The sequence below is a fragment of the Laribacter hongkongensis DSM 14985 genome (assembly GCF_000423285.1).
In the GTDB taxonomy this organism is placed as follows: Bacteria; Pseudomonadota; Gammaproteobacteria; order Burkholderiales; family Aquaspirillaceae; genus Laribacter; species Laribacter hongkongensis.
Window position 1 is genome coordinate 1 of the sequence record NZ_AUHR01000005.1, and the last position, 22384, is coordinate 22384.

The following is a 22384-nucleotide window of genomic DNA, read 5'->3' on the forward strand; positions in this document are numbered from 1 at the left end:
AACCGGCAGAAGTAGTCCAGCGGCGAGCATGAATTCGACCGGCTATGTACAGCGCTGGAGATTGAGTTCCGGCTGACCAAACCGCGCACACCGCAGACAAACGGGATAGTGGAGCGTTTCAACGGCCGGATCAGCGAGGTGCTGGCTACGCTGGTGTTGCTGTTTGCCTTCTAGGGCGAAGCCATCCTGAACCAGCCGCTGGTCATCGCCCTGCTGGCCGTGCCGATCCTGATCCAGGTGCTGTTCAACAGCGGGCTGGCCTACTGGCTGAACCGGGTGACAGGGGAAAAGCACAGCATTGCCTGCCCGTCAGCCCTGATCGGCGCCTCCAATTTTTTCGAGTTGCGCAACTAATCCCACCAATAGATTAGAAATTTGTAGGTACTAAGTTCAAGGAAAAATTATGTCTACTCAGTGCGAAGTCACTGCCCAGGCCGCATCTCAAGCACGAATGAGCATATTCGAACGCTTCCTAACCATCTGGGTCTTCCTCTGCATCGTCACCGGAATCGCTGCCGGCCAGATGGCTCCCGGTTTGTTTCAGACCATTGGCCGGCTTGAAGTCGCCCAAGTCAATTTGCCCGTTGGCTTGCTCATCTGGGTGATGATTATCCCGATGTTGGTAAAAGTGGATTTTGGTGCCTTACACGAGGTCAAACAGCATGTCCGCGGCATCGGCGTAACGCTGTTCATCAATTGGTTAGTCAAGCCGTTCTCCATGGCCTTTCTTGGCTGGTTGTTTGTTCGCCACCTGTTCGCTCCTATGCTGCCAGCGGAGCAGCTAGACAGCTATGTTGCCGGACTTATCTTATTGGCTGCCGCACCCTGTACTGCGATGGTTTTCGTCTGGAGTCGGCTGTCCAAGGGAGACCCACTGTTTACGCTGTCCCAAGTGGCCATGAAGACACAATTATGGTGTTCGCCTTCGCCCCCGTCGTCGCCTTCCTGTTGGGCATCTCGTCCATAAAGGTGCCTTGGGATACGCTGCTGACCTCAGTTGTTCTCTACATCGTGATTCCGGTAATTTTGGCTCAGGTTTGGCGGAAGTATCTGCTGGACAAGGGACAGGATGCCTTTGATTCCGCTATGGCCATAATTGCTCCTTGGTCCATCTTTGCGCTGTTGGCAACCCTGGTGCTGCTCTTTGCCTTCCAAGGTGAAGCCATCATCAAGCAACCGCTAGTCATAGCGTTGCTTGCCGTTCCTATTCTGATTCAGGTCTTCTTCAACTCCGCCCTCGCGTACTGGCTTAATAAGGTCGTTGGCGAGAAGCACAATATCGCTTGCCCTTCATCACTCATTGCCGCAAGTAATTTTTTCGAGCTAGCTGTAGCTGCCGCCATTAGCTTATTCGGATTTGAGTCTGGGGCTGCGTTGGCTACCGTAGTCGGTGTTCTTATTGAAGTTCCTGCCATGCTGTTTGTCGTCAAAATCGTCAATAAATCGAAGTATTGGTACGAGTCCTGACCATAGGTGTAGCTACCCTATCGCTCATAGCGGCTAGTAATTTGTCCGAGTTATCCAAATAATCTCCATCAATAATTGGACCCAGCAAACGGAAAAAAGAACCCTTGGCCGATTCTCCCAAAAACAACCGGTCGACGACCAACTTTTCGCTACGTTTCAGGCTCATCAGATATGCTTTTGTTATATAATAATTGCCAAACGGAGAATTACATGGGCATAATCGACGTCAAGATGCCGGTAACCAAGCGAAGCCAACGGGTCGATTAAAATATTTCAAAGGGAGAGTCATGGATAAAATCACAAAATCGCTACTGGACACGTTTTCCGTCCAGAATGAAATAGAGCGACTAAATGAATCCGTCCAGTTTGAGTATTTCTCCAACTACTCGATAGTTTCAAAACTTAATAGGTCTAGCTTTGAGTTAGAGGATATTCACACGGGAACCGAGGGCGACTGTGCAATTGACGGTTTGTGCATCATTGCCAACGGAAAAATAATTGTCGACACAGATGAACTAAATGAAGTTATTGAGGGGCCGGGGTATTTGGACGCTGAAATTATATTCATCCAGTCTAAAACCACATCATCGTTCAGTGGATCCGACGTTGGCTCCTTTATTTACGGGGTAAAAGACTTTCTTTCTGACGAGCCGAAAATGGTCCAGAATGAAAAAATCATTAATGCCAAAAACATATGGGACAATGTTATTAACAAATCGTCTTATATGGTGAATCGCCGCCCCCTCTGTAAGCTGTTCTATGTGTGCACGGGCAAATGGGTGGGCGACCAAAATCTCCAGGCAATCATAGATAGCGGGAAGACGGAAATCGAGTCGTTCGGCATATTCGAAGACGTTACGATAATTCCAAATGGCGCCACGGAGATTCAGAAACTATATCACGAAACAAAAAACAAGCTCTCAACAACGGTTAATTTTCAAAACAGAATAACCCTCCCAGACATTGCAGACGTGCAAGAAGCATATCTTGGAATTATTCCGTTTGGAGAATTCATAAAACTAATTCAGGATGAAAACCAGACAATTCACAGTATATTTGACGACAATGTACGCGACTTTCAAGGGGAAAACGCAGTTAATAAGCGCATCAAAAGCATACTTTCAAGTGGTAAGTTTGACCTGTTTTGCGTTCTAAACAACGGGATTACATTGGTTGCGACCTCTCTAACCGCCGCCGGAAACAGGTTTACCCTGAGAGATTATCAAATAGTGAATGGATGCCAAACAAGCAACATCCTCCACGAGTGCCAGAATATCGAAAACATCAATAGCCTAAACGTTCCAATAAAGATAATTGTCACGGAAAGCGAGGATATAAAAACGGAAATCACACTGGCAACAAATAGTCAGACAGAAGTTCGTACAGAACAGCTGGAAGCGCTCAGCCAATTCCAAAAGCGTCTTGAGTTATATTTCAATGCTGAGAATAATACAATAAAACTTTATTACGAGAGAAGGTCGCAGCAGTACAATTCTCTCCCCGGGGTTAAGAGGACGCAGATTATATCCATTCCAACCCAAATAAAATCATTTGCATCGACCTTCTTAGAGTCGCCCCATCTGGTTTCCGGATACTATGGAACCATAGTGAATAGATTTAAGGGTAGTATATTTGATGGCGGTCACAAATACCTACCCTATTACGTAAGTGCTCTTTGTTATTATAGAATTGAACAGTTTTTCCGGTCCGGCGAGCTGCCAGCCGATTACAAAAAAGCACGGTTCCATATCATGATGGTGGTTAGAATGCTTGTAATGGGCTTCCATTTAGACCCTTTGAATAGCAATGCCATCGAAAAAAGTGCGAGTCGTTTAAAAAATTGCTTCTTGATGAGAAAAAATCACTCAATATTTTTAAGTTGGCAACAGAGATATTTGCCAAATCCGGCTTGGATATGAGTAAGCGACAATACAAATCCGAGTCGGAGACGGAAACTCTAAAAATTGCAGTAAAAAAGCATTGCTGACTGTCTGTCGCATTATCCGCTTAACACTTGATTTTCTTGTTCGCAACAAATATTCTGGCTGAAAGCAGACTATCAATACACTCCAGATTCCGACCGTTTTATAGACCCCTTTCCTAACACTGAAAAACGGGATTCACACTATACATTTTAGTGCGAATTCCCGTACATCAATCAATGTCAGAGAAAGGGGTTTTTTATGGCAATTATTGGATACGCTCGGGTCAGCACCCATGAACAGAATCTGGATTTGCAGATTGACGCCCTCAACCGGGCGAGCTGTGACCTGATATACACCGAGCAGGCATCCGGCAAGTCGGCGAAGAAGAGCGACCGGCCGGAACTTGACCACTGTCTGCGCGCCCTTCGTCCTGAGGATACTCTGGCGGTTTGTCGACTCGACCGCCTGGGCCGCAGTCTCCATGACTTGATAAGCATCGTTCATCAGTTAGAGAGTAGGGGCGTGGGCTTCCGCTCACTAACGGAGGCGATGGATGCCACCGGGCCAATGGGGAAGCTCATCCTGCATATCTTCGCCGCCTTGGCTGAATTCGAACGCGCTTTGATTCGGGAACGCACCCTGGCAGGGCTAGCCGCCGCCCGCAGCCGAGGCCGGCACGGTGGGCGGCCGCGTGCCCTGTCGGATTCTGACGCACGCGCAGCCGTCGCCCTCCTAGCGCAGCCGGGAATCCCTGTCAGTGACATTTGCCGGCGCTTTGGGGTATCGCGCTCGACCCTGTACGGTTATGCGAACGCACTCAAGCAGGCAAGCCCTCAAGCAAACTGACGGTGACCGGGCCACTCTTGACCCCTATTACGGTTTTGGTTGCCGGCGTCAATGTCAGCCAGCCGGTCGGGATGGACGTATAACCGGCGAAATAGGCGGCACGAAGGGCGGCCACCGCCAAGTCCTCCCGCGTCACCACCTGGGCCACGGCCTCCCGAAGACCAGCCTGCACCACCGCGCTCCAGGCATCGGACGAGACCGTCCCCAACCCAACCGCACATATTCACTGTCCGAGGTGTCATCAGCCGTTTCCGCTATCGCCGCTTTGGCGACCCGCGCCGTACCCAGGAAGGACAAGGCATGCTTGCCTTTGATGGCGGCGACGTACTCGGAAAACAAGCGCTTGGCAGCCTGCACCGCTACAGGGTCGGCAATCTGGTCGATGACGCGCAGGAGGTCTATCGGTGTCAGGCTATCGCTCTTGCCGCCATACCCCATATTTTTGGCGCTGTAGGCGACAGCCTTTGCCGCATCGACGGCGGCAACGATGGCCACGGCCGCCTGGGCGAACAGGCAGACCCCGATACCGGCCCGCTTGCCCGCTTCCGACCAGCGTCCGGCAACTAGGGCATGGGCATCCGCCAAAACTGCATGCCGGCTACAGCCTTTGAGGCCCTTGGTAGCCCGCCAATCGCACAGGAAGGACACGTGGTAGTGCGGATGCCAGCCATGAGGAGTCAAAGTGACCTCTAGCCGGCGGATACTGCCGACAATGCCCAAACAGTCGGCCAGTTCGCGCCAGATTGGTTTGCTGCGTAGGGATTTCCAGACCGACTCCAGCCGGTTCAGCACCTCCGGCAGGGATTCGCCGGACGCATGAGGAACGGTCAGGACGGCATCGACCATGAAGCCGCTGGAGGTATAGTGCCCGGTGACAATCTCGGCAATCATCGCCTTATCCTCTGTCATCTTGTTGTGATGACAGACGGGGCAGACGTGGGTGGCGTTGCAGACCATCAGTCCACCCAAGCGGGTGCCTCCTTCGGCGGTCGCGCTGACCGTGACCGACGAGGCCCCCAAACGATGGCGCAGGCAGGCAGAGGCCCGGTGTGTGGGCAGAGCAATACGAACAGCGTTTTGCAGGGTCAAACGCTGCTGCTTATTCCATTCGCGTTTCAGAAACGGCGCGGTGGAAAGCACCGCGTTGAGGTGATACGACAAAGACGCACTCCAAAGTGCGTCGCGTCCCAGCGTTCAAATAGCTGGCCTCAATAGCCCTTACGGGCATTCAAATATTTCCTCTCGTAGCCAGTTGCGACGAGGTTTATCAACTGGCGCTATACTGAGAACGATTGTTGTTACAAGTACAGCGCCAACATGCCCACGCCCCGGTTCCCGCCGGGGTGTTTTTATTGGCTCGCTCCAGTATATCCATTTGCTGGATAAATGCGCAGCATCGTTTGTGGCTCGCATCCGGAGCAGCAAAAAACGGGGGGCTGATTGCCCCCTTGAGAAACGCCACCCCCTCGGGATGACACACTGATTGCCTGCCCGGCCCGTTTCCGGCCTAGTCCCGGTGCGGGGTGCACCCCGGCGTACGATTTCCTCCCTCCGTATAGCACGCCTGCCCCGGATAAGGCGCGACTCATCGCAAGCGCGCTCTTGGCGCTATACCTTCCTGGGTGGTGTCAGGGTAGGAAGCAAGGTATGACCCGCGCTTCGCTTGGTCCCCCTTGCCCTTCCTTTCCTGCGGTCAGTCAGGGGAAGTGCCGCCCATTTCAAGGAGATTGGCATGGGCAACCGAAACCACTGCATATCCGTCCGCGTCTCAGCAGACGAACTCGGCCGGCTGGACGCCGAGCGGGGCCATCGGCCACGCGGCGCCTACCTGCGCGCTTGCTGGCTCAGGCTGCCAACGCCACCGATGGTTCCCGAGGTCAATCGGCGGGCATGGCAAGCCTTGGCCCGAAGCGCAGCCAACCTCAACCAGTTGGCTACGGCCTACCACATGGGCGACGTTCCTGAGTTGGCGGCGGTGCGCCAGGAACTCGCCGCCTTTCGGGCGGCACTCCTGGGCGGCAACGGATGAAGGCCAAGGTGGTACGCGGCGCCGGCTTTCGCGGCACGTTGAGTTACGTCTTGGGCAAGGGCGAGGCAGAGCTAGTCGCCGGCACCATGGCCGGCGCTGACGCCCGCCAACTGGCCCAGGAGTTCGGCGCCCTGCGCCAATTGCGCCCGGACATCGAGCGCCCTGTCTGGCATACGGCCCTCTCTCTCCCGCTGGGCGAGTCGCTTGCCCCCGAGCGCTGGGTCACCGTCGCCCGCGATTTCATGAACCGCATGGGCTTTGACGACCGCCATAGCTGGACCTGCTGGCAGCACCACGACACCGACTATGACCATGTCCATATCGTCGCCTGCCGGATTGGGGCGGATGGGTCGGTCTGGCTGGGTCGCCACGACGTGCGGCAGGCAATCCGGGTAACGGCAGAGCTGGAAGCTCAGCACGGCTTGCAATCGACGAAGGCCTACTCCCCCGAAACCGCCAACCCACAACGGCAGCCAACTAAGGCCGAAATCGAGCAAGCTATCCGTACCCACGAGCAGCCTGTCCGGGCACAGCTCCAAGCAGCCCTTGACCACGCCCTTACCGACCGCCCCGGCCTGCTGGGACTGATGGGCCGCCTGGAAGCCGCCGGCATCTCAGTTCGCGTCAATATGGCATCTACCGGGCGCATCAGCGGAATGTCATTCGAATTTCAAGGTGTCGCCTTCAAAGGCAGTGACCTTGGCAAACACTACTCTTGGAATCAACTTCAACAACGTATCGACTATGAACAAAACCGAGACAATCAAGCAATTGCCGAGCACTGCACCGGCTGCCGGGGCCCAGATGCAACGGTTAGAAACCACAATAGCTCGCCTAGACGAGACCTTGGCGATAGCTATCAATCGAATCGAGACCCAGCAAGATGCAATGGCGGCGGACCTGCTCCCTGTGGTCGAGCTACGCGACCAGATGATGCACGTGCTGACGGAGGCATTCAAAACTTTGAAGACCACAACCACCGCCGCCAAGGACGCAAAAATAGCCCTCACCGACACCCTGAGCGTGTTACAGGAACGGGCGCAGTTGCTCGCAACCGTCTCGCAGAACTCAAAACCGGTCATTTGGAAATCCAGCCTCGCCGCCGGCCTGGTATCCGCGGTGCTGGTCGCCGCCTTGCTGACATGGTGGCAGCCTGGTCAGCCCCTACAGATGCCGACTGTAACAGTGGATGCTCAAGCGCTCAGCGACCAAATCATCTTGAAATGGTCACAACGACAGCAACACAACAGAACGCACGAATAGTCGAGGCCACTCCCGCTACTGTGTCCGCAGCAAAGCGTGACAATGGGCGGGAACGCTAAGAAATTACTTGGACGATTCGTCTATCCACACTGGTTTTCTCTCGCTTTCAATTGAAATAGCATCCGTTAGCGCTATGAACGAAGGAACTGCCACCCTCCGTAATTTTAGAATCGCATGGTCATGAAAGACATTGATTACCTCAATTGCCCCTTGAAGGCGTATCCTAAACTCAGCCCTCTGGTCTATGGCGTTAACGTCGACTATGCAGTGCTCAACTGTATGCATTTCCTCTTCGACAGCCTCCACAACCCAACTATTATTTGAGCCAGACGATGCTAGTTCGAGTTTAAGGCTCTCGTGTTCGTCATTCAGTCGCACATCCTCTGCACGAATCTTATCCAACCGAGAAGCAACATCCGCAATTGTTATGGCGCCGACTTCAATCGCATTCAGCAGGTTTTGTTTCCTGGCTTCACAGTCAATTCGCTGAGCATCGATAGCTCTTATACGGTCCTCGATTTCCTGCCTCTGTGTTTCCATAGCTGGATTGTGCCCAGCCATGTAGAGGTGCTCCAACAAAGCTTGCATCAATGAGAGCCTTTTGGGTCGCTTATACCGACCACTGGTTCTGGCTTCGGCACCGAGCAACAATGTTTTGTAATTGATACGGTTGTCGCAGGTGGTGACACCATTGTTGGCGTTCATGCATGAATAGAAGAATTTGCCGATTTCATCCTGGCCAGCTTTTTATCCAATGTGAAAGTGCCACCGCAATATTCGCACTTCAACATGCCGGCAAGGAAATTACGGTAGCCCCCATCTGTGCGCCGCCCCTTAGGCGCCCGTTGGCTTAACAGCGACTGAACCTTCCAAAATAGTTCTTCGGTAATGGCTGCGGGATAATAATTCGGTATTGGAGGCCCAACAGGAATCATCTTTACGCCATCCATTACAAAAGCCTGGTATTCACCGATAACAGACTTGGCACGCAGTAGCTTGGATACCCGACTTGGATACCAGCCTTTACTCTTTCGTCTAGAGGGTACTACACGTTTCTCAGTATTAAACCTGCGTGCAATAACGGTTGCGCCAATGCCTTTAGCTGCAAGTTCGAATATTTCCATGACGGTTGCTGCGTGTTCTGGGACTAACTCCCATCCATTGGCAGTTGGCCTCAACCATCCGGGTGGCACGTGACCAATCTTTGAAGCCCCTTCAGCCCTACGCTTCGCGTAGTGCCCTTGGAGCATTTCAGACTTTCGTCGGCTTTCCTCATGCCCTCGAACCAACATAACGGCAGCCATCATCAGTGCCGTCAAATCACGATTTAAGGTCTTTGAATCGTACAGGCGACCATCAGATACGGTGACAACGCTAATGCCACACTGAACAAGGTCATTTAATAGATTGAACGCATCCATCGGTTCTGCGCGTGTTAGGCGGTCAAATGCCTCAATTGCGAGGATGGAGCCTTTTTCTATCTTTCCCTCTCTTGCTAGTGTCAAAAACTGGCCCAATGCCCCTGTACGAAGGTTGGTACCATCAAAAGCGGATTTGCCGCGGTCATCTAGTTGCAGCTCGGTGTCTATCACGTAACCGTGCTTATCTGCCCATTCCTGTGTTTTGTCTTTTTGGCGACGGATGCTGTCCCCCGTTGCCTGGGCTACATGGGAGAATCGTTTGTATGAATAGACTTTAGGCATCGTCCACCTCAACTTTGTTGGTGGGGATGATAAACCAACTTCTTTGAACTGGCCGTTGCCGCCGCCATCAGCCTGTTCGGTTTCCAGTCCGGCGCGGCACTGGCCACCGTTGTCGGCGTACTGATCGAAGTGCCGGTCATGCTGCTGGTCGTCAAGGCCGTCAATACCAGCAAAGGCTGGTACGAATCCCGCTAAACCAAGGAATCCTTCATGAAAAAGCTCGAAGTCTTTGATCCGGCCATGTGCTGCTCCACCGGCGTTTGCGGTGTCGATGTTGATCCGGTACTGGCGCAATTCGCCAGCGATCTCAAGTGGCTGACCGGGCAAGGCGTGACGGTGGAACGCCACAATCTCGGACAGGAACCGCAGGCTTTTGCCGCGAATGCAGCCGTCGTCAAGGAAATGCAGGCCGGGATGGACCGCCTGCCGCTCCTGCTGGTCGAGGGCCAGGTGGTCTCCACCGGTCTGTATCCGACCCGGGCGCAACTGGCCCAGAAACTAGGCATCTCCATGGATGCCATGGACAAACCACATGCCAGACCGGGGGGCTGCTGCTGCAAACCCGGCGAACGCTGCTGAAAGAGGATTGAAACATGGCATTTCTGACCACTCAGACCCGCTACCTGTTCTTTACATGCAAGGGTGGCGTCGGCAAAACCTCGATGTCGTGTGCCACCGGGCTGGCTCTGGCCGAAGCGGGCAAGAAGGTCCTGATCGTCAGCACCGACCCGGCTTCCAACCTGGATGAAGTGCTGGGTGTCGCTCTGGGCCAGCAGCCCGGGCCGGTTCCGTCAGTTCCGGGTCTGCGCGCCATGAACATCGACCCGGAAGCAGCAGCCCGTGCCTACCGTGAACGGATGGTGGCTCCTTACCGGGGCATTCTTCCGGATGCGGCCATCCACAGTATGGAAGAACAGTTTTCCGGTGCCTGTACCGTGGAGATCGCGGCTTTTGACGAATTTTCGAAGCTTCTGGGCGATCCGGCCATCACGGCGGATTTCGACTATGTCATCTTTGATACGGCTCTGACCGGACACACCCTGCGTCTGCTGACCCTGCCGTCAGCCTGGACCGAATTCATTGCCTCGGCGACCGGTGGCGCATCCTGCCTCGGGCCACTGGCTGGCCTGGAACAGCAGAAAACCCTGTATGCAGCCACGATGGCGCGTCTGTCGGATGCGGGTGAAACCACCGTCATCCTGGTCAGTCGCCCGGAACAGTCCGCCCTGCGCGAAGCCGAGCGCACCCGTGGCGAACAGGCCGGGCTGGGCGTGACCAACCTGCGGCTCATCATCAATGGCCTGTTTGCCGATGCAGCCGGAACGGATCCTGTCGCTCGGGCCATGGCCGGACGGGCCAGCGAGGCACTGACCGGCATGCCGGTCATGCTGGGCCGGCTGCCGCGCATGACGGTGCCTTTCCTGCCGCTCGGCACGGTAGGGCTGGATGCCCTGCGGCTGGTCGCGCACCCGGAGCGGATACCGGCACCTGTCGTGCCCGTCAGCCCCCCGCAAACCGTTCTTCCGGGCGGTATGGGGCCGCTGGTGGAGCAGATCGCCCGCAACGGCCGCGGGGTGATCATGACCATGAGCAAGAGCGGTGTGGGCAAGACCACCGTTGCTGCCGCGATTGCCGTGAATCTTGCCCGGAACGGACATAAAGTGGTTCTGTCCACGACTGATCCGGCAGCACATGTTGCCAGCACCCTTGACGGCCGGATCGACGGCCTGACCGTGACCCGGATTGATCTGGCGGCGGAAGTGGCGCAATACACGGCCGAGGTGCTGGGCAAAACCGCTTCGCAGCTCGACAGCAGCGGGCTGGCCATGCTGGAGGAAGACCTGCGCTCCCCCTGCACGGAAGAAATCGCCGTGTTCCGGGCTTTTGCACGTACGGTGGCCGAGGGCAAGTTTTCATGGGCCTCCTGGGCGGATTGCCGGTTTGATGTGCCCGGACGGCTGGCTGGCGGGGGCGGGACACCGGTCGGGTTCAGGCCGGCGAGCGGGGCGGAGATGTCCGGCAGATGGACCGGAGCCCGGGGCGTGGCTATGGTGCATCGGCAGCAAGCCGGCCGGCAGTCTCCTGCCATGTGTGTGTCTTTATCAGGTGCTTGACCTTCAAGCCAGCTTCAATCTTATCGTGCTGCTTCGTACATGCGGGAGATCATGATGAGTCCTTTTGTGTCTTTGCAGCTGCCCAACGGGGTCATGTTGCCAAACCGTCTTGCCAAGGCTGCGATGGAGGAAGGCATGGCCGACCGGGATCATGCGCCATCCGGCGCGCTGATCCGTCTTTACCAAACATGGGCACAATGTGGTGCGGGCCTGCTGATTACCGGCAACGTCATGGTGGACGGCCGGGCGATGACCGGGCCGGGAGCAGTGGTTCTGGAGTCGTTGCAATTCCGGGAGCGGTTTGAAAAGTGGTCTGCGGCTGCGCGGGTACAAGGTGCGCACATCTGGATGCAGATCAATCATCCTAGTCGCCAGGTGCCTGCTGCGCTGGGGCAGGAGGCGATTGCACCTTCTGCCGTGGCGATGCAGCTGGGAAGTTTTTCCCGACAGTTCGACATGCCGCGCACCATGACGGAGGCCGATGTCCAGGATGTCATCGCCCGCTTTGTCAGGACTGCGCAGCTGGCGGAGCAGTGCGGCTTTACCGGTGTGCAGGTCCACGCGGCACATGGTTACCTGATTAGCCACCCTTGCCAACAAGCGCACTGACCGCTGGGGTGGCAGCCTGGAAAACCGGGCCCGTTTGCTGCGGGTCATCGTGTCGGGAATACGGCAGGTCGTCGGGCCGGATTTTGCCGTTTCGGTCAAGATCAACTCGGCTGATTTCCAGCGGGGTGGCTTTGACGTTGATGATGCGAAGCAGGTCGTTGCCATGCTGGATCTGCTTGGTGTTGACCTGATCGAACTGTCTGGCGGGAGTTATGAGGCGCCTGCCATGCACGGGCAGGCCCGTGATGGCCGTACCCTGGCCCGCGAGGCTTATTTTCTGGAGTTTGCCCGGGACATTGCATCGGTCGCCCGGATGCCGGTCATGGTGACGGGGGGGCATTCGCCGTTACCCGGTGGCGGAACAGGTGTTGGACAGCGGTATTGCGGTGGCCGGTATGGCTACCGCACTGGTGATTGATCCGCAATTGCCGAATGCCTGGCGTGCTGATACGACCGTGACAGCCCGGCTGCATGCTGCCGGCTGGAAAAACAAGGTATTGGCTTCGGTTGCCTACATGGCGCAGGTGAAATACCAGCTGCGCCGTCTTGGCAAGGGCAAGCCTGCCCGTCCCGGTATTTCTCCGGCAATTGCGCTGCTTGGGCAGCAATGGCATGACCGGATCGGGACCATCCGGTATCGCCGCTGGATCGTCAGGAGGACTGCTGTTTCATAATTCTGGTGGATGATTTGCCAGTCGGATGGATATCGGTATGACAAATGTTTTTTTGTCAGAAGGATACCGGGCATTCAAAACAAGGAAATAGTAGAGCTGGCTGGAAAAACAAATTCAAGACCCGCTGGTGAGCACGGATGGTTTGGATTGGGACCCGGATGCTTTTCGGTGCCCTTTAAAAACTGTCATCCTGTTGTTTTCGGGCTGGGACATAAGGTTTTTTCTGACAAGATATGACACAGTTCCATCCGGGCTGACCAATTCGTGCCTTCAGGTTTGTCAGTATCTCTTTTTAGTTTCATGTCATTTTTATGGTGGCATGCAAAGCGTAAACAAATGGTTGCTTTATGGCTGCGATGGCCAAAAGACAGTGATGATCTTTTAAGGTGAGTGTGCAAATGGCGCAAAACATTTATGACCAGCAACATTTTTTTGACAACTATGCCCGGTTGCCCAGATCCGTGCATGGATTGTCAGGTGCTCCGGAATGGGCGGAATTGCGCGCCATGCTTCCATCCCTGCAGGGCAAGGATGTGGTGGATTTAGGCTGTGGATATGGCTGGTTTTGCCGCTATGCCGTTGAACACGGAGCGGCATCCGTTTCTGGACTGGACTTGTCCAGGAAAATGCTGGAGCGCGCGCAGGCACTCACCAATAGCGAAGCAATTACGTACCAGTGCTGTGATCTGGAACAGCTGTCGTTGCCTGCGCAGTCTTTTGATCTGGCATACAGCTCGCTTGCCCTTCATTACCTTCGTGACATTAATCGCTTTTTTGATTGTTTGTCGCAGGCAGTCCGTCCGGACGGGTGGCTGGTGGTTTCCATGGAGCATCCGGTCTATACCTGCCCGGAGAGGCAGGAGTGGGGCGTTGACAGCATGGGGAAACGCTCATGGATGGTGAACCAGTATCAGGAGGAAGGAGAGAGGGTAAGCAACTGGCTGGCAGATGGAGTCAGGAAACATCATCGCACGCTGGGTACAACCCTTAATGCCGTAATCCATGCAGGCTTTGACTTGCGGCATGTCCGGGAATGGGGACCGGACGATGCACAAATTGCAGAACAGCCGGCTCTGGCGGAAGAGGCTGAGCGTCCCATGCTGCTGCTGTTTTCAGCACAAAAACGCTGAGGGTGCAGGTCTGGCAGTGAGCCAGGCCTGTCTATTTATTTCGCGGTTTATCCAGAAACCGTTTATCCACAATGGCTCATGATTTGTCGTTGGTACGGCGTCCGGATCATCAGGGATCGGGACATGTAGCAAAATGATGCATGGTCAATCCGGCAATCACACCCATTCGTCAATGTTGGCGCCGGTATTGTTTGAACCTGAACCTTGTGGTGCTCGCTGCGTGTTTTTTGCGAGTCTTGTGATGATTGCCCCTGTTCAGCTTTTAGTTGGGCAATCCGTTGCAAGCCTGATCCAGCAGCGTCGTGCCTTGGGGGCGGCTGGACGTTGCGGTTGCCTGAAGCTTTCGTGAAGCCAGCACAAAGCATCTGGACAGTAGAGATGGATGAAAACCGGGCTAGGCAAGCGCGGTGTATTTGAACTCGTGCACGAATGGACTGTAGCTGGGCAATGAATCGTTGGTGAGCATGCCGCTATTCCTGTCCGGGGGGCATGATGGCAGATACGGTGCCTGCTGACCGTGATGGTAAAGCTTCGTGTGGGCCGATGTGTTGTTGTCACCATCGTTGTCAGTCCAAAAACTTAAGCCAGATCAAGGTTGCTACAAATAGCCATGCCGGGATTTGTTCTGGATACTGATAGCCTCTGGTTAACCGGACTTGATGGAGGCTGTTTGTGAAACATATCCCGTACTGCACGTTTTCGATAAAAATGGCTATCAATGCAGCATGCAATAGCAGATACCTGATCTCCTTGTTAGTACTGTCCGTTGCATCTGGATGTGCTTCTCTGGAGGATTTCCGGAAAATGGCTCCGGAACAGAGGGCCAGGATGGTGTGTGAAAGTCGGCCTGATTATCTGGAGTTGCAAAGAAAGATCCGGGATTTTGAGCAGAGGATTACCGATATTGATGAGGCACTGAGAAAAGGAATCAGGAATTACCGTCAATGTGAGCAGGTCAAGGTATATGGTGACAGAGTTACAACCTGTACCACGGCAGGTAACACCACGCAATGCAGGGAAAGCCGGCCTGAACGCTTTGAAAAGCGGTGTGTTGATGTGCTGGTTCCAGTTGATCCTAGACAGGAAAAGGAAAACAGAAAAGAGTGGATGGCTGAAAAAAACACTCTTCAGGAGCAGGCCGGTAATGTTTATGGATCTTGCTACAAGATAGTGGTCAAAATGAATGCTGAGGATGCTTATGGGCTTTATTGAATATTGGTTGCCGGTTTTTTCGGCAGGCGCCAACTTTGGGTTTGCTGTGTCATGCGCCACACTTTTTGTATGAAAAAGCATTTTTATTGATATTTTTTTGATTTTGTAATGACGCGGTGATAATCAAGGTCTTTCTGGAGTGCGAGAGAAAGGCTTGATCATGTTGATGTACCTCTCTTGGGTGGATTTGTCTGTAGTTTTTCTGACTGTTTTTGCTGCGTATGTGATTTTCGGGATCGCTGGATTTGGAACGTCGCTTGTTGCCACTCCCGTCCTTGCCATGGTTGTTCCGTTGGGGAAAATAGTTCCGTTGCTGGCTCTGATGGATATGTGTGCTGCAACAGGCAATTTTTTAAAAGATGGCCGAAAGGCCGAGTTGCATGAACTCAAGCGTTTGATCCCATTCATGATTTCGGGCAGCATGATTGGTGCGGCTATCTTGTTGTATGCACGGCCTGATACTCTTGTGTTGGCTCTTGGCCTGTTTGTTGTGGCTTATGCTGTCTATGCTTTGGCTGGCATTCATCCTCACCGGAAATTTTTGCCAGGAGCTGCCATTCCATTTGGACTAGTTGGTGGTGTGTTCAGTGCCTTGTTTGGTACGGGAGGGCTGTTTTATGCAATTTATCTGTCTGGACGGATCGAGAAAACAGACCGTCTGAGGATAACCCAGAGCACTTTGATCGGTCTGGCGACAATGACCCGTGCGATCCTGTTCCTGCTTGCTGGCATATACATGGATACCTCATTGCTGCTGTTGGCATTGATGCTTGCTCCAGCCATGATTTTGGGTATGTTGACTGGAAGGCATGTTTCGATTCGCTTGAGTAGGGAGCAATTCATGCGCGTTATTCATTATGTGGTGTTGATGTCAGGATTGATGTTGCTTGGCCGTTATTTCAGTGGTTGATATTCAATGGCTTGCGTCTGTTTTTGGATTGATAATTGCATCAAGCATGTTGCATGAAATTTTTTGGTGTCTTTTTTGATTGATTATGTATTTTCTTGAAAAAAAGTATCTGTTCAAGGTCTGCGTGTTTCCGTGTTGATGACGATGGAAAATTTCAAAAAGGCTACATGAATGCTGGATGTAAAGCCGGTCGAGTTGCAGGGAAAGCATGTCAGGCTTGTCCCTTTGTCTCGTGATTACCTGCTTGGTCTGCTCGAAGCGGTGGCGGATGGTGAGCTGTGGAAGCTTTGGTATACGGCTGTTCCTGCTTCAGCAGGCATGGGCGATGAAATCGACCGTCGTTTGCGTTTGCAGGCGGAGGGACGGATGCTGCCGTTTGCCGTACTGGATGCCGGAGGACAGGCTGTCGGCATGACGACCTACATGAATATTGATGCGGGAAATCACCGGCTGGAAATAGGGTCGACCTGGTACCGCAAGAGCGTGCAGCGCAGCCCGGTGAACACCGAGTGCAAGCTGTTGCTGCTGAAGCATGCATTCGAGCAGCTGGGGTGCATCGCTGTGGAGTTCCGGACGCACTGGCTCAATCATGCCAGCCGGAATGCAATAGAACGCTTGGGTGCCCGGCTGGACGGTGTGCTGCGCAGCCATCTTGTCCTGCCGGACGGTAGTGTGCGCGATACCTGTGTCTACAGCATCCTCTGTCAGGAGTGGCCTGCCGTGCAGCAACATCTTGCTTATCAACTGACCAGGCCCCGTGACTGAGCTATGCACTGTAGTGCTTTCATTGGAGGTGCCTGCCACCAGGAGATGCAGGAGGTTGCCCGGCCGGTCCGTGTCTTTAGTGCAACCACTTGCCGATTGTATTTGCCACACAGGCAAATGACGTGTAACGTATTGCCTGCGATTTTTAAGTAGTGTTGTTGTTTTGTCGGTTTCGTTCCCGCGGTTTAGCGGTATCAATCCACCATTCGTACCGCGCCAGCTTGAAACTCGCCTTTCTTGGGGCTTTGCCCTGTCACTAGTTTACGGAGAGTCAAGATATGGCAACCGGTATCGTCAAATGGTTCAATGAGTCCAAGGGTTTTGGTTTTATCTCCCCCGATGAAGGTGGTGAAGACCTGTTCGCTCACTTCTCTGCCATCCAGTCCAAGGGTTTCAAGACTCTGGCTGAAGGTCAGCGCGTGTCGTTCGATGTAACGACCGGACCGAAAGGCAAGCAGGCCAGCAACATCCAGCCGGCCTGATGCCTAAATGCCACCCGGCCACTGGCCGGGTGTTTCATTTCAGGGGTTGAGTTTTTCAACCCCTCTTTTATTTTGTAACGGAGCAACCTATGGCCAAAGAAGAACTGCTGGAAATGCAGGGCACCGTCATGGAAGTCCTGCCTGACTCACGCTTCCACGTCACTCTGGATAACGGACACTCGCTGGTCGCCTACACGGGTGGCAAGATGCGCAAGCATCACATCCGCATCATTGCCGGTGACAAGGTGACGGTAGAAGTTTCGCCGTATGACCTGACAAAAGGACGGATTACCTTCCGCTTCATCGAAAGACATCCCTCCGCGCCTTCCCACACCCCGCGCCGGCGTTTCTAAGCCCGTCGGGCTTCCTGTGCAAGCGATCGCTCCAGTCGGACCTGGTCTTGCTTGCGCTCAAGCTGTTTCCCCTCCGTTTTTGCCTTTTTGCCTGGCTCCGGAGCAACAGGCCTCCTAGTCCTGGCTGCACAAACGGAAATCCACCTCGGGCCGGCGCCCGCTGATCACATCGGCAACCAGTTGCCCTGAGCCGCAGCTCTCGGTCCAGCCCAGCGTACCATGCCCGGTATTCAGGTACAGGTTGGCCAGGCCGCGCGCCCGACCGATCAGCGGCACGTTGCCCGGCGTGGTCGGACGCAGTCCTGACCAGTTGTCGGCCTGCTGCCAGTCCAGTGCATCACCAAACAGCTCGCGCCCACGCCGGGCCAGGGCCTCGCAACGCACCGGGTTGATGTGATGCGTGTAGCCACTGCCGAATTCAGCCGTACCGGCAATCCGCAGCTGGTTACCCATGCGGGCAATCACGATGCGGTGGGCTTCGTCTGTCAGGCTGATGCTGGGTGCGCCGGCCGGATCACGGACCGGAACCGTGATCGAATAACCCTTGGTGGGATAAACCGGCAAGTCCAGTCTGGCTGTCCGGGTGATTTCGCCGGAAAAGCTGCCCAGTGTCACGACATAGGCATCGCCTGTCAGCGTGTGGTATTGACCATCACTGCCAGTTACGCCAACCCCCTCAATACGGTTGCCGTTACGGACCAGTCCGTTGATGCGGGTATTGAAACGGAACTCCACCCCGCGCGCAGCACAGTGGCTGGCCAGTTGCCGGGTGAACAGGCGCGCATTGCCTGATTCATCGTCCGGGCAGTAGGTGCCGCCTACCAGCCGGGGAGCAATACGGGCCAATGCCGGTTCCAGCCGGACCAGCTCCTCACTGCTGACGACTTTGCGGGTGATGCCGAAATCGGCCATGAACCGTGCCGAGCGGCCGGCATCATTCAGTTCTTTTGCCGATTCGTACAGGCAGATGATGCCCTGCGTCTGCTGCTCGTATTCCAGATGCAGCTCCTGGCGCAGCGCCTTGAGTGCGTCCCGGCTGTAGCGGCCCAGAAGCAGCATTTGCCGCATGTTGTCAGTGACACGGGACGGACGGCATTCGGCCAGAAAGCGCAGCCCCCACTTCCATTGTTGTGGGTCCAGCCGCAGGCGGAACAATAGCGGGGCATCTTCCTGCCCCATCCAGCGTACGATCTGCGGCAAGACATGAGGCTGGGCCCACGGCTCGGACTGGCTGACCGAAATCTGGCCACCGTTGGCAAAGCTGGTTTCACTGGCGGCCTCGCTCTGGCGATCGACCACGACTACTTCGTGGCCGGCCCGGTTCAGATACCAGGCACTCGTCACGCCGGTCACGCCGGCCCCCAGCACTATCACCCGCATGGCAATCTTTCTGTCGTTTTAAAGGTCAATAAACCTATGCTAATTCGTCTGGCCGCGCGACATCAAATCCGGCGTGGCGAGACCGCCGGAGCAGCCTGGCCTGGCGTGACGACTTCGTAGACGGTCTTGCCGCGCAGTTTCAGCCGCGGATTGGCCTGATAGAAGTTTTCCGAATGCCCGACAAACAGCACGCCGTCTTCGCGCAGGACCGGCGGGAATTTGGCCAGCACGTCAAGTTGCGTCTGGCGGTCAAAATAGATCATCACGTTGCGGCAGAACACGGCATCCATGCGCTCGCTGATGCCCCAGCCGGACTGCGGATCAATCAGGTTCAGGCGGCGGAAGCTGACGATCTGGCGCAGGGCCGGCTTGACGCGGACCTGCTTGCCGTCAGGCAGGGTTTCGAAATAGCGGGATGCGTAGCCGGTAGGCAGCTTGTCGAGTGCTGCGAGCGGATAGACCGCTTCCCGGGCCTGGAGCAGGACCTGGGTATCAAGGTCGGTAGCGAGGATCTGGATACGCGGCGCGCGTCCCATGCCGGCCTGGGCATCCAGCAGGGCCATGGCGATCGAATAGGGTTCTTCACCGGTCGAGGCCGCAGCGCACCAGACCCGGAACACGTCCGCACCTGCCGCTGCCCGCTGGCGGTAGTGCTCGGCCAAGATGGGGAAGTGGTGCTCTTCGCGGAAGAAATAGGTCAGGTTTGTGGTCATTGCGTTGGTGAAGGCTTCCAGCTCGCTGCGCCCGGACGGGCTTTCGAGATGAGCGAGGTAGGTGGCGAAATCTGCCTGTCCCAGTTCACGGACGCGCTTGACCAGGCGGCCGTACACCATGTCTTTTTTGCTGGGGTTGAGGGCGATGCCGGCCGTGCGGCGGATCAGGTTGCGTACCCGCTCGAAATCGGCCTCGGTGAAGACGAATTCGCGGGTGGGAGGATGAATGGGGGTCAACGGTGGAAACATTGCCATGAGAACAGACCGGGTGGCAAAAGCCCGACTCTAAAACAAAAAGCCCAATGACTTGGGCTTTTTTGTCGATGGCCGCATATGCGGCCGGCCGGGCCGGAGCCGGAAAATCAGACCGAGAACGACGAACCGCAGCCGCAGGTCGAGGTGGCGTTGGGGTTCTTGATGACGAACTGCGAACCTTCCAGGCTTTCCTGGTAGTCGATTTCGGCGCCCACCAGATACTGGTAGCTCATCGGGTCGATCAACAGGGTCACGCCGCCTTTTTCCATCACGGCGTCGTCTTCGTTGGTGATCTCGTCGAAGGTAAAGCCGTACTGGAAGCCGGAACAGCCGCCACCGGTGACAAACACGCGCAGTTTCAGGTCCGGATTGCCTTCTTCGGCGATCAGTTCGCTGACCTTGGCTACGGCGCTGTCGGTAAAGTTGAGCGGCAACGGCATTTCGCTTGCAGCGTTCATGTGGTTCATTCTCCAGAAAAACTGGCGCGGATTATCCTGCGCGCGCCAGCAGATTGCAACGCTAATGCAAATAGGGGTTTTGGATGGAAAAGCAAGTGCTTAGCCCGGATTTTTCTGCTCGTGGAGCCGGGTGACCGGGCTGCCGGCAGCCGTTGCCGTACCGGCCGGAGCAGTACCGGAACGATGTGGCGGGCAACCGGGAAGTCCGGCCGCCCGCCGGAGGGGGTTACGGCATCAGCGGGACGATTTCGAGTCCGGTCGATTCCGGCAGGCCGAACATCAGGTTGAGGTTTTGCACGGCCTGGCCGGCAGCACCCTTGACGAGGTTGTCGATCACCGACAGCACCACGACCGTGTCACTGCCCTGCGGGCGGTGGACGGCGATGCGGCAGGTGTTGGAGCCGCGTACCGAGCGGGTTTCCGGGCAGCTGCCGGCCGGCAGGACATCGACAAAACGCTCACCGGCATAGCGTGATTCAAACAGCCCTTGCAGGTCGACGTCTTTCTTGAGGCGGGCGTACAGCGTGGCATGGATGCCGCGCACCATCGGCGTCAGGTGCGGCACGAAGGTCAGGCCGACCGGCTGGCCGGCAACGGCTGCCAGTCCCTGGCGGATTTCCGGCAGATGACGGTGGCCGGCGACACCATAGGCCTTGAAGCTGTCGGTGGCTTCGGCAAACAGGGTGTGCACCTCGGCCTTGCGGCCGGCTCCGGACACGCCGCTCTTGCAGTCGGCGATCAGGCTGGCCGGATCAATGGCTTCGGCTTCGATCAGGGGCAGGAAGCCCAGTTGCACCGCCGTCGGATAGCAGCCGGGGTTGGCCACCACGCGGGCCGTGCGGACGGCGTCACGGTTGATTTCCGGCAGGCCGTACACCGCCTCGGCCACCAGCTGCGGAGAGGCATGGGTCATGCCGTACCATTTTTCCCATTCGGCAATGTCCTTGATGCGGAAATCCGCCGCAAGGTCGATGACCCGCACGCCGGCTTCGACCAGACGCACGGCTTCCTGCATGGCGATGCCGTTGGGAGTGGCGAAGAACACCACGTCGCAGCCGGCGAGGTTTGCTTCGTCCGGCGTGGTGAATGCCAGATCAACCCAGCCGCGCAGGCTCGGATACATGGCATCGACGCGCAGCCCGGCTTCCTTGCGCGAAGTGATGGCCGTGAGCTCGACATCCGGATGACGGCTCAAAAGACGCAGCAGTTCCACACCGGTGTAGCCGGTGCCGCCGACGATACCCACCTTGATCATGCTTTTATCCTCGTAATGCGGGTGTGATTGACAAGCCTGTCATGTTAGCGCGCAAGGCGTGACAGGGGGAAACAAATGGGCATGCAAAAGCCCGCCGGTTTCGGCGGGCTTGCGGGCGGACGGATCCGGCTGGCGATTACAGTTCGCCGGCGTTTTCAGCCAGGTATTCGGCCACACCGGCGGTGCTGGCCTTCATGCCCTTTTTGCCCTTGTTCCAGCCGGCCGGGCAGACTTCGCCGTTTTCTTCGAAGAACTGCAGGGCGTCGACCATGCGGATCATTTCGTCGATGTTACGGCCCAGCGGCAGGTTGTTGACCACCTGGTGCTGCACCACGCCCGACTTGTCGATCAGGAACGAGCCGCGGAAGGCCACGCCGCCTTCGCTTTCCACGTCATAGGCCTTGCAGATGTCGTGGTTGAGGTCGGCCACCAGCGTATAGCCGACCGGGCCGATGCCGCCCTGGTTGACCGGAGTGTTGCGCCAGGCGTTGTGGGAGAACTGGCTGTCGATCGACACACCGATCACTTCGACATTGCGCTGCTTGAACTCTTCCAGACGGTGATCGAAGGCGATCAGTTCGGACGGGCACACGAAGGTGAAGTCGAGCGGGTAGAAGAACACCACGGCGTACTTGCCGGCCGTTGCAGCCTTGAAGCTGAAATCGTCAACGATCTGGCCGTTGCCGAGCACGGCGGAGAACTTTTTGTCGTCATCGGCAAAAAACGGGGCGGTCTTGTTAACCAGAACAGCCATGGAGCACTCCTTCATTTCAATGGTCGTTTAGATACCGGGCAGCAGCACCCGGAAAACTGGACAGTTATACGCAAGCCGTCCAGGGCG

Annotated in this window: 26 protein-coding genes and 1 pseudogene; 19 read left to right on the plus strand and 8 right to left on the minus strand. The window is 55.8% G+C overall.

The genetic code is table 11. The annotated features are described in order from the left end of the window. Positions 1 to 18: 18 nt before the first annotated feature. From G542_RS18925 to G542_RS0105830, 6 genes and pseudogenes are all read left to right on the plus strand, one after another. A pseudogene (locus G542_RS18925) lies at positions 19 to 150 on the plus strand (integrase core domain-containing protein); the annotation flags it as partial. A 69-nt stretch (positions 151 to 219) separates the two neighbouring features. Then, entirely contained in the window at positions 220 to 354 is a 135-nt protein-coding gene (locus G542_RS19455; RefSeq protein ID WP_012696396.1) for a hypothetical protein, read from the plus strand. A 49-nt stretch (positions 355 to 403) separates the two neighbouring features. Then, entirely contained in the window at positions 404 to 967 is a 564-nt protein-coding gene (locus tag G542_RS19725) for an arsenic resistance protein (protein ID WP_444542964.1), read from the plus strand. Further along, positions 913 to 1467 carry an arsenic resistance protein gene (locus G542_RS19730; protein WP_444542965.1) on the plus strand — a complete coding sequence of 185 codons (555 nt, stop codon included), beginning with the start codon at positions 913 to 915 and terminating at the stop codon, positions 1465 to 1467. Before G542_RS19725 ends, G542_RS19730 begins: the two co-directional genes overlap by 55 nt. A 287-nt stretch (positions 1468 to 1754) precedes the next feature. After that, positions 1755 to 3386: an AIPR family protein gene (locus G542_RS16075; RefSeq protein WP_211218786.1), complete on the plus strand. Its 1632-nt coding sequence runs from the start codon at positions 1755 to 1757 to the stop codon at positions 3384 to 3386. Between the two features lie 264 nt (positions 3387 to 3650). Next, positions 3651 to 4238 (plus strand): recombinase family protein, encoded by a 588-nt coding sequence (locus G542_RS0105830; protein ID WP_027823640.1) that lies wholly within the window; start codon positions 3651 to 3653, stop codon positions 4236 to 4238. Positions 4239 to 4370: 132 nt separating this feature from the next. Here the strand turns inward: G542_RS0105830 and G542_RS16080 are convergent, their stop codons facing one another. Then, the gene (locus G542_RS16080) at positions 4371 to 5399 is read right to left on the minus strand and encodes a rep family protein (protein WP_027823641.1); all 1029 of its coding nucleotides are present in this window, start codon (positions 5397 to 5399) and stop codon (positions 4371 to 4373) included. A gap of 571 nt (positions 5400 to 5970) precedes the next feature. Here G542_RS16080 and G542_RS18460 point away from each other — a divergent pair. Both G542_RS18460 and G542_RS17890 read left to right on the plus strand, forming a co-directional pair. Beyond that, positions 5971 to 6267 carry a hypothetical protein gene (locus G542_RS18460; protein WP_012696401.1) on the plus strand — a complete coding sequence of 99 codons (297 nt, stop codon included), beginning with the start codon at positions 5971 to 5973 and terminating at the stop codon, positions 6265 to 6267. After that, on the plus strand, positions 6264 to 7589 hold the full coding sequence (locus G542_RS17890; protein WP_081666758.1) for a relaxase/mobilization nuclease domain-containing protein: 1326 nt from the start codon (positions 6264 to 6266) through the stop codon (positions 7587 to 7589). The genes G542_RS18460 and G542_RS17890 overlap by 4 nt, the downstream gene beginning before the upstream one ends. A gap of 4 nt (positions 7590 to 7593) precedes the next feature. Here G542_RS17890 and G542_RS0105855 read toward each other — a convergent pair whose 3' ends face one another. Together G542_RS0105855 and G542_RS17895 are read right to left on the minus strand one after the other, a co-directional pair. Next, positions 7594 to 8118 carry a hypothetical protein gene (locus tag G542_RS0105855; protein ID WP_143714437.1) on the minus strand — a complete coding sequence of 175 codons (525 nt, stop codon included), beginning with the start codon at positions 8116 to 8118 and terminating at the stop codon, positions 7594 to 7596. A gap of 113 nt (positions 8119 to 8231) precedes the next feature. Then, positions 8232 to 9233 carry a recombinase family protein gene (locus tag G542_RS17895; RefSeq protein WP_081666759.1) on the minus strand — a complete coding sequence of 334 codons (1002 nt, stop codon included), beginning with the start codon at positions 9231 to 9233 and terminating at the stop codon, positions 8232 to 8234. A gap of 210 nt (positions 9234 to 9443) precedes the next feature. Here G542_RS17895 and arsD point away from each other — a divergent pair, with 210 nt between their 5' ends. The 11 genes from arsD (at position 9444) to infA (ending at position 17482) form a co-directional block, all read left to right on the plus strand. Beyond that, a complete protein-coding gene (gene arsD / locus G542_RS0105860; RefSeq protein WP_012696404.1) occupies positions 9444 to 9812 on the plus strand; it encodes an arsenite efflux transporter metallochaperone ArsD in 369 nt (122 codons plus the stop codon). Positions 9813 to 9826: 14 nt separating this feature from the next. Further along, positions 9827 to 11347: a TRC40/GET3/ArsA family transport-energizing ATPase gene (locus tag G542_RS16085; RefSeq protein WP_081666760.1), complete on the plus strand. Its 1521-nt coding sequence runs from the start codon at positions 9827 to 9829 to the stop codon at positions 11345 to 11347. Between the two features lie 51 nt (positions 11348 to 11398). Continuing rightward, positions 11399 to 11956 (plus strand): oxidoreductase, encoded by a 558-nt coding sequence (locus G542_RS19460; protein WP_211218787.1) that lies wholly within the window; start codon positions 11399 to 11401, stop codon positions 11954 to 11956. Positions 11957 to 11990: 34 nt separating this feature from the next. Continuing rightward, positions 11991 to 12374, plus strand: a complete 384-nt coding sequence (locus G542_RS19465) for a beta/alpha barrel domain-containing protein (protein WP_280513441.1) — start codon at positions 11991 to 11993, stop codon at positions 12372 to 12374. After that, positions 12352 to 12630 carry a hypothetical protein gene (locus G542_RS18940; protein WP_211218788.1) on the plus strand — a complete coding sequence of 93 codons (279 nt, stop codon included), beginning with the start codon at positions 12352 to 12354 and terminating at the stop codon, positions 12628 to 12630. Before G542_RS19465 ends, G542_RS18940 begins: the two co-directional genes overlap by 23 nt. 398 nt (positions 12631 to 13028) lie before the next feature. Next, positions 13029 to 13760: a class I SAM-dependent methyltransferase gene (locus G542_RS0105875; RefSeq protein ID WP_027823645.1), complete on the plus strand. Its 732-nt coding sequence runs from the start codon at positions 13029 to 13031 to the stop codon at positions 13758 to 13760. A gap of 672 nt (positions 13761 to 14432) precedes the next feature. Further along, entirely contained in the window at positions 14433 to 14972 is a 540-nt protein-coding gene (locus tag G542_RS0105880) for a hypothetical protein (RefSeq protein WP_012696411.1), read from the plus strand. Between the two features lie 160 nt (positions 14973 to 15132). Continuing rightward, positions 15133 to 15882, plus strand: a complete 750-nt coding sequence (locus tag G542_RS0105885; RefSeq protein WP_012696412.1) for a sulfite exporter TauE/SafE family protein — start codon at positions 15133 to 15135, stop codon at positions 15880 to 15882. 171 nt (positions 15883 to 16053) lie between these two features. Further along, positions 16054 to 16647: a GNAT family N-acetyltransferase gene (locus G542_RS0105890; RefSeq protein WP_027823647.1), complete on the plus strand. Its 594-nt coding sequence runs from the start codon at positions 16054 to 16056 to the stop codon at positions 16645 to 16647. 278 nt (positions 16648 to 16925) lie between these two features. Then, a complete protein-coding gene (locus G542_RS0105895) occupies positions 16926 to 17129 on the plus strand; it encodes a cold-shock protein (protein WP_012696415.1) in 204 nt (67 codons plus the stop codon). Between the two features lie 89 nt (positions 17130 to 17218). Continuing rightward, on the plus strand, positions 17219 to 17482 hold the full coding sequence (infA, locus tag G542_RS0105900; RefSeq protein WP_012696416.1) for a translation initiation factor IF-1: 264 nt from the start codon (positions 17219 to 17221) through the stop codon (positions 17480 to 17482). Between the two features lie 114 nt (positions 17483 to 17596). Here the strand turns inward: infA and G542_RS0105905 are convergent, their stop codons facing one another. The 5 genes from G542_RS0105905 to G542_RS0105925 form a co-directional block, all read right to left on the minus strand. Next, positions 17597 to 18862 carry a D-amino acid dehydrogenase gene (locus G542_RS0105905; RefSeq protein WP_027823648.1) on the minus strand — a complete coding sequence of 422 codons (1266 nt, stop codon included), beginning with the start codon at positions 18860 to 18862 and terminating at the stop codon, positions 17597 to 17599. 62 nt (positions 18863 to 18924) lie between these two features. Continuing rightward, positions 18925 to 19830, minus strand: a complete 906-nt coding sequence (locus G542_RS0105910; protein WP_012696418.1) for a CheR family methyltransferase — start codon at positions 19828 to 19830, stop codon at positions 18925 to 18927. Between the two features lie 107 nt (positions 19831 to 19937). Continuing rightward, positions 19938 to 20288 carry an iron-sulfur cluster insertion protein ErpA gene (gene erpA, locus G542_RS0105915; RefSeq protein ID WP_012696419.1) on the minus strand — a complete coding sequence of 117 codons (351 nt, stop codon included), beginning with the start codon at positions 20286 to 20288 and terminating at the stop codon, positions 19938 to 19940. Positions 20289 to 20514: 226 nt separating this feature from the next. After that, on the minus strand, positions 20515 to 21543 hold the full coding sequence (argC, locus tag G542_RS0105920) for an N-acetyl-gamma-glutamyl-phosphate reductase (RefSeq protein WP_012696420.1): 1029 nt from the start codon (positions 21541 to 21543) through the stop codon (positions 20515 to 20517). Between the two features lie 136 nt (positions 21544 to 21679). Then, the gene (locus G542_RS0105925) at positions 21680 to 22297 is read right to left on the minus strand and encodes a peroxiredoxin (protein WP_012696421.1); all 618 of its coding nucleotides are present in this window, start codon (positions 22295 to 22297) and stop codon (positions 21680 to 21682) included. Positions 22298 to 22384: the final 87 nt, after the last annotated feature.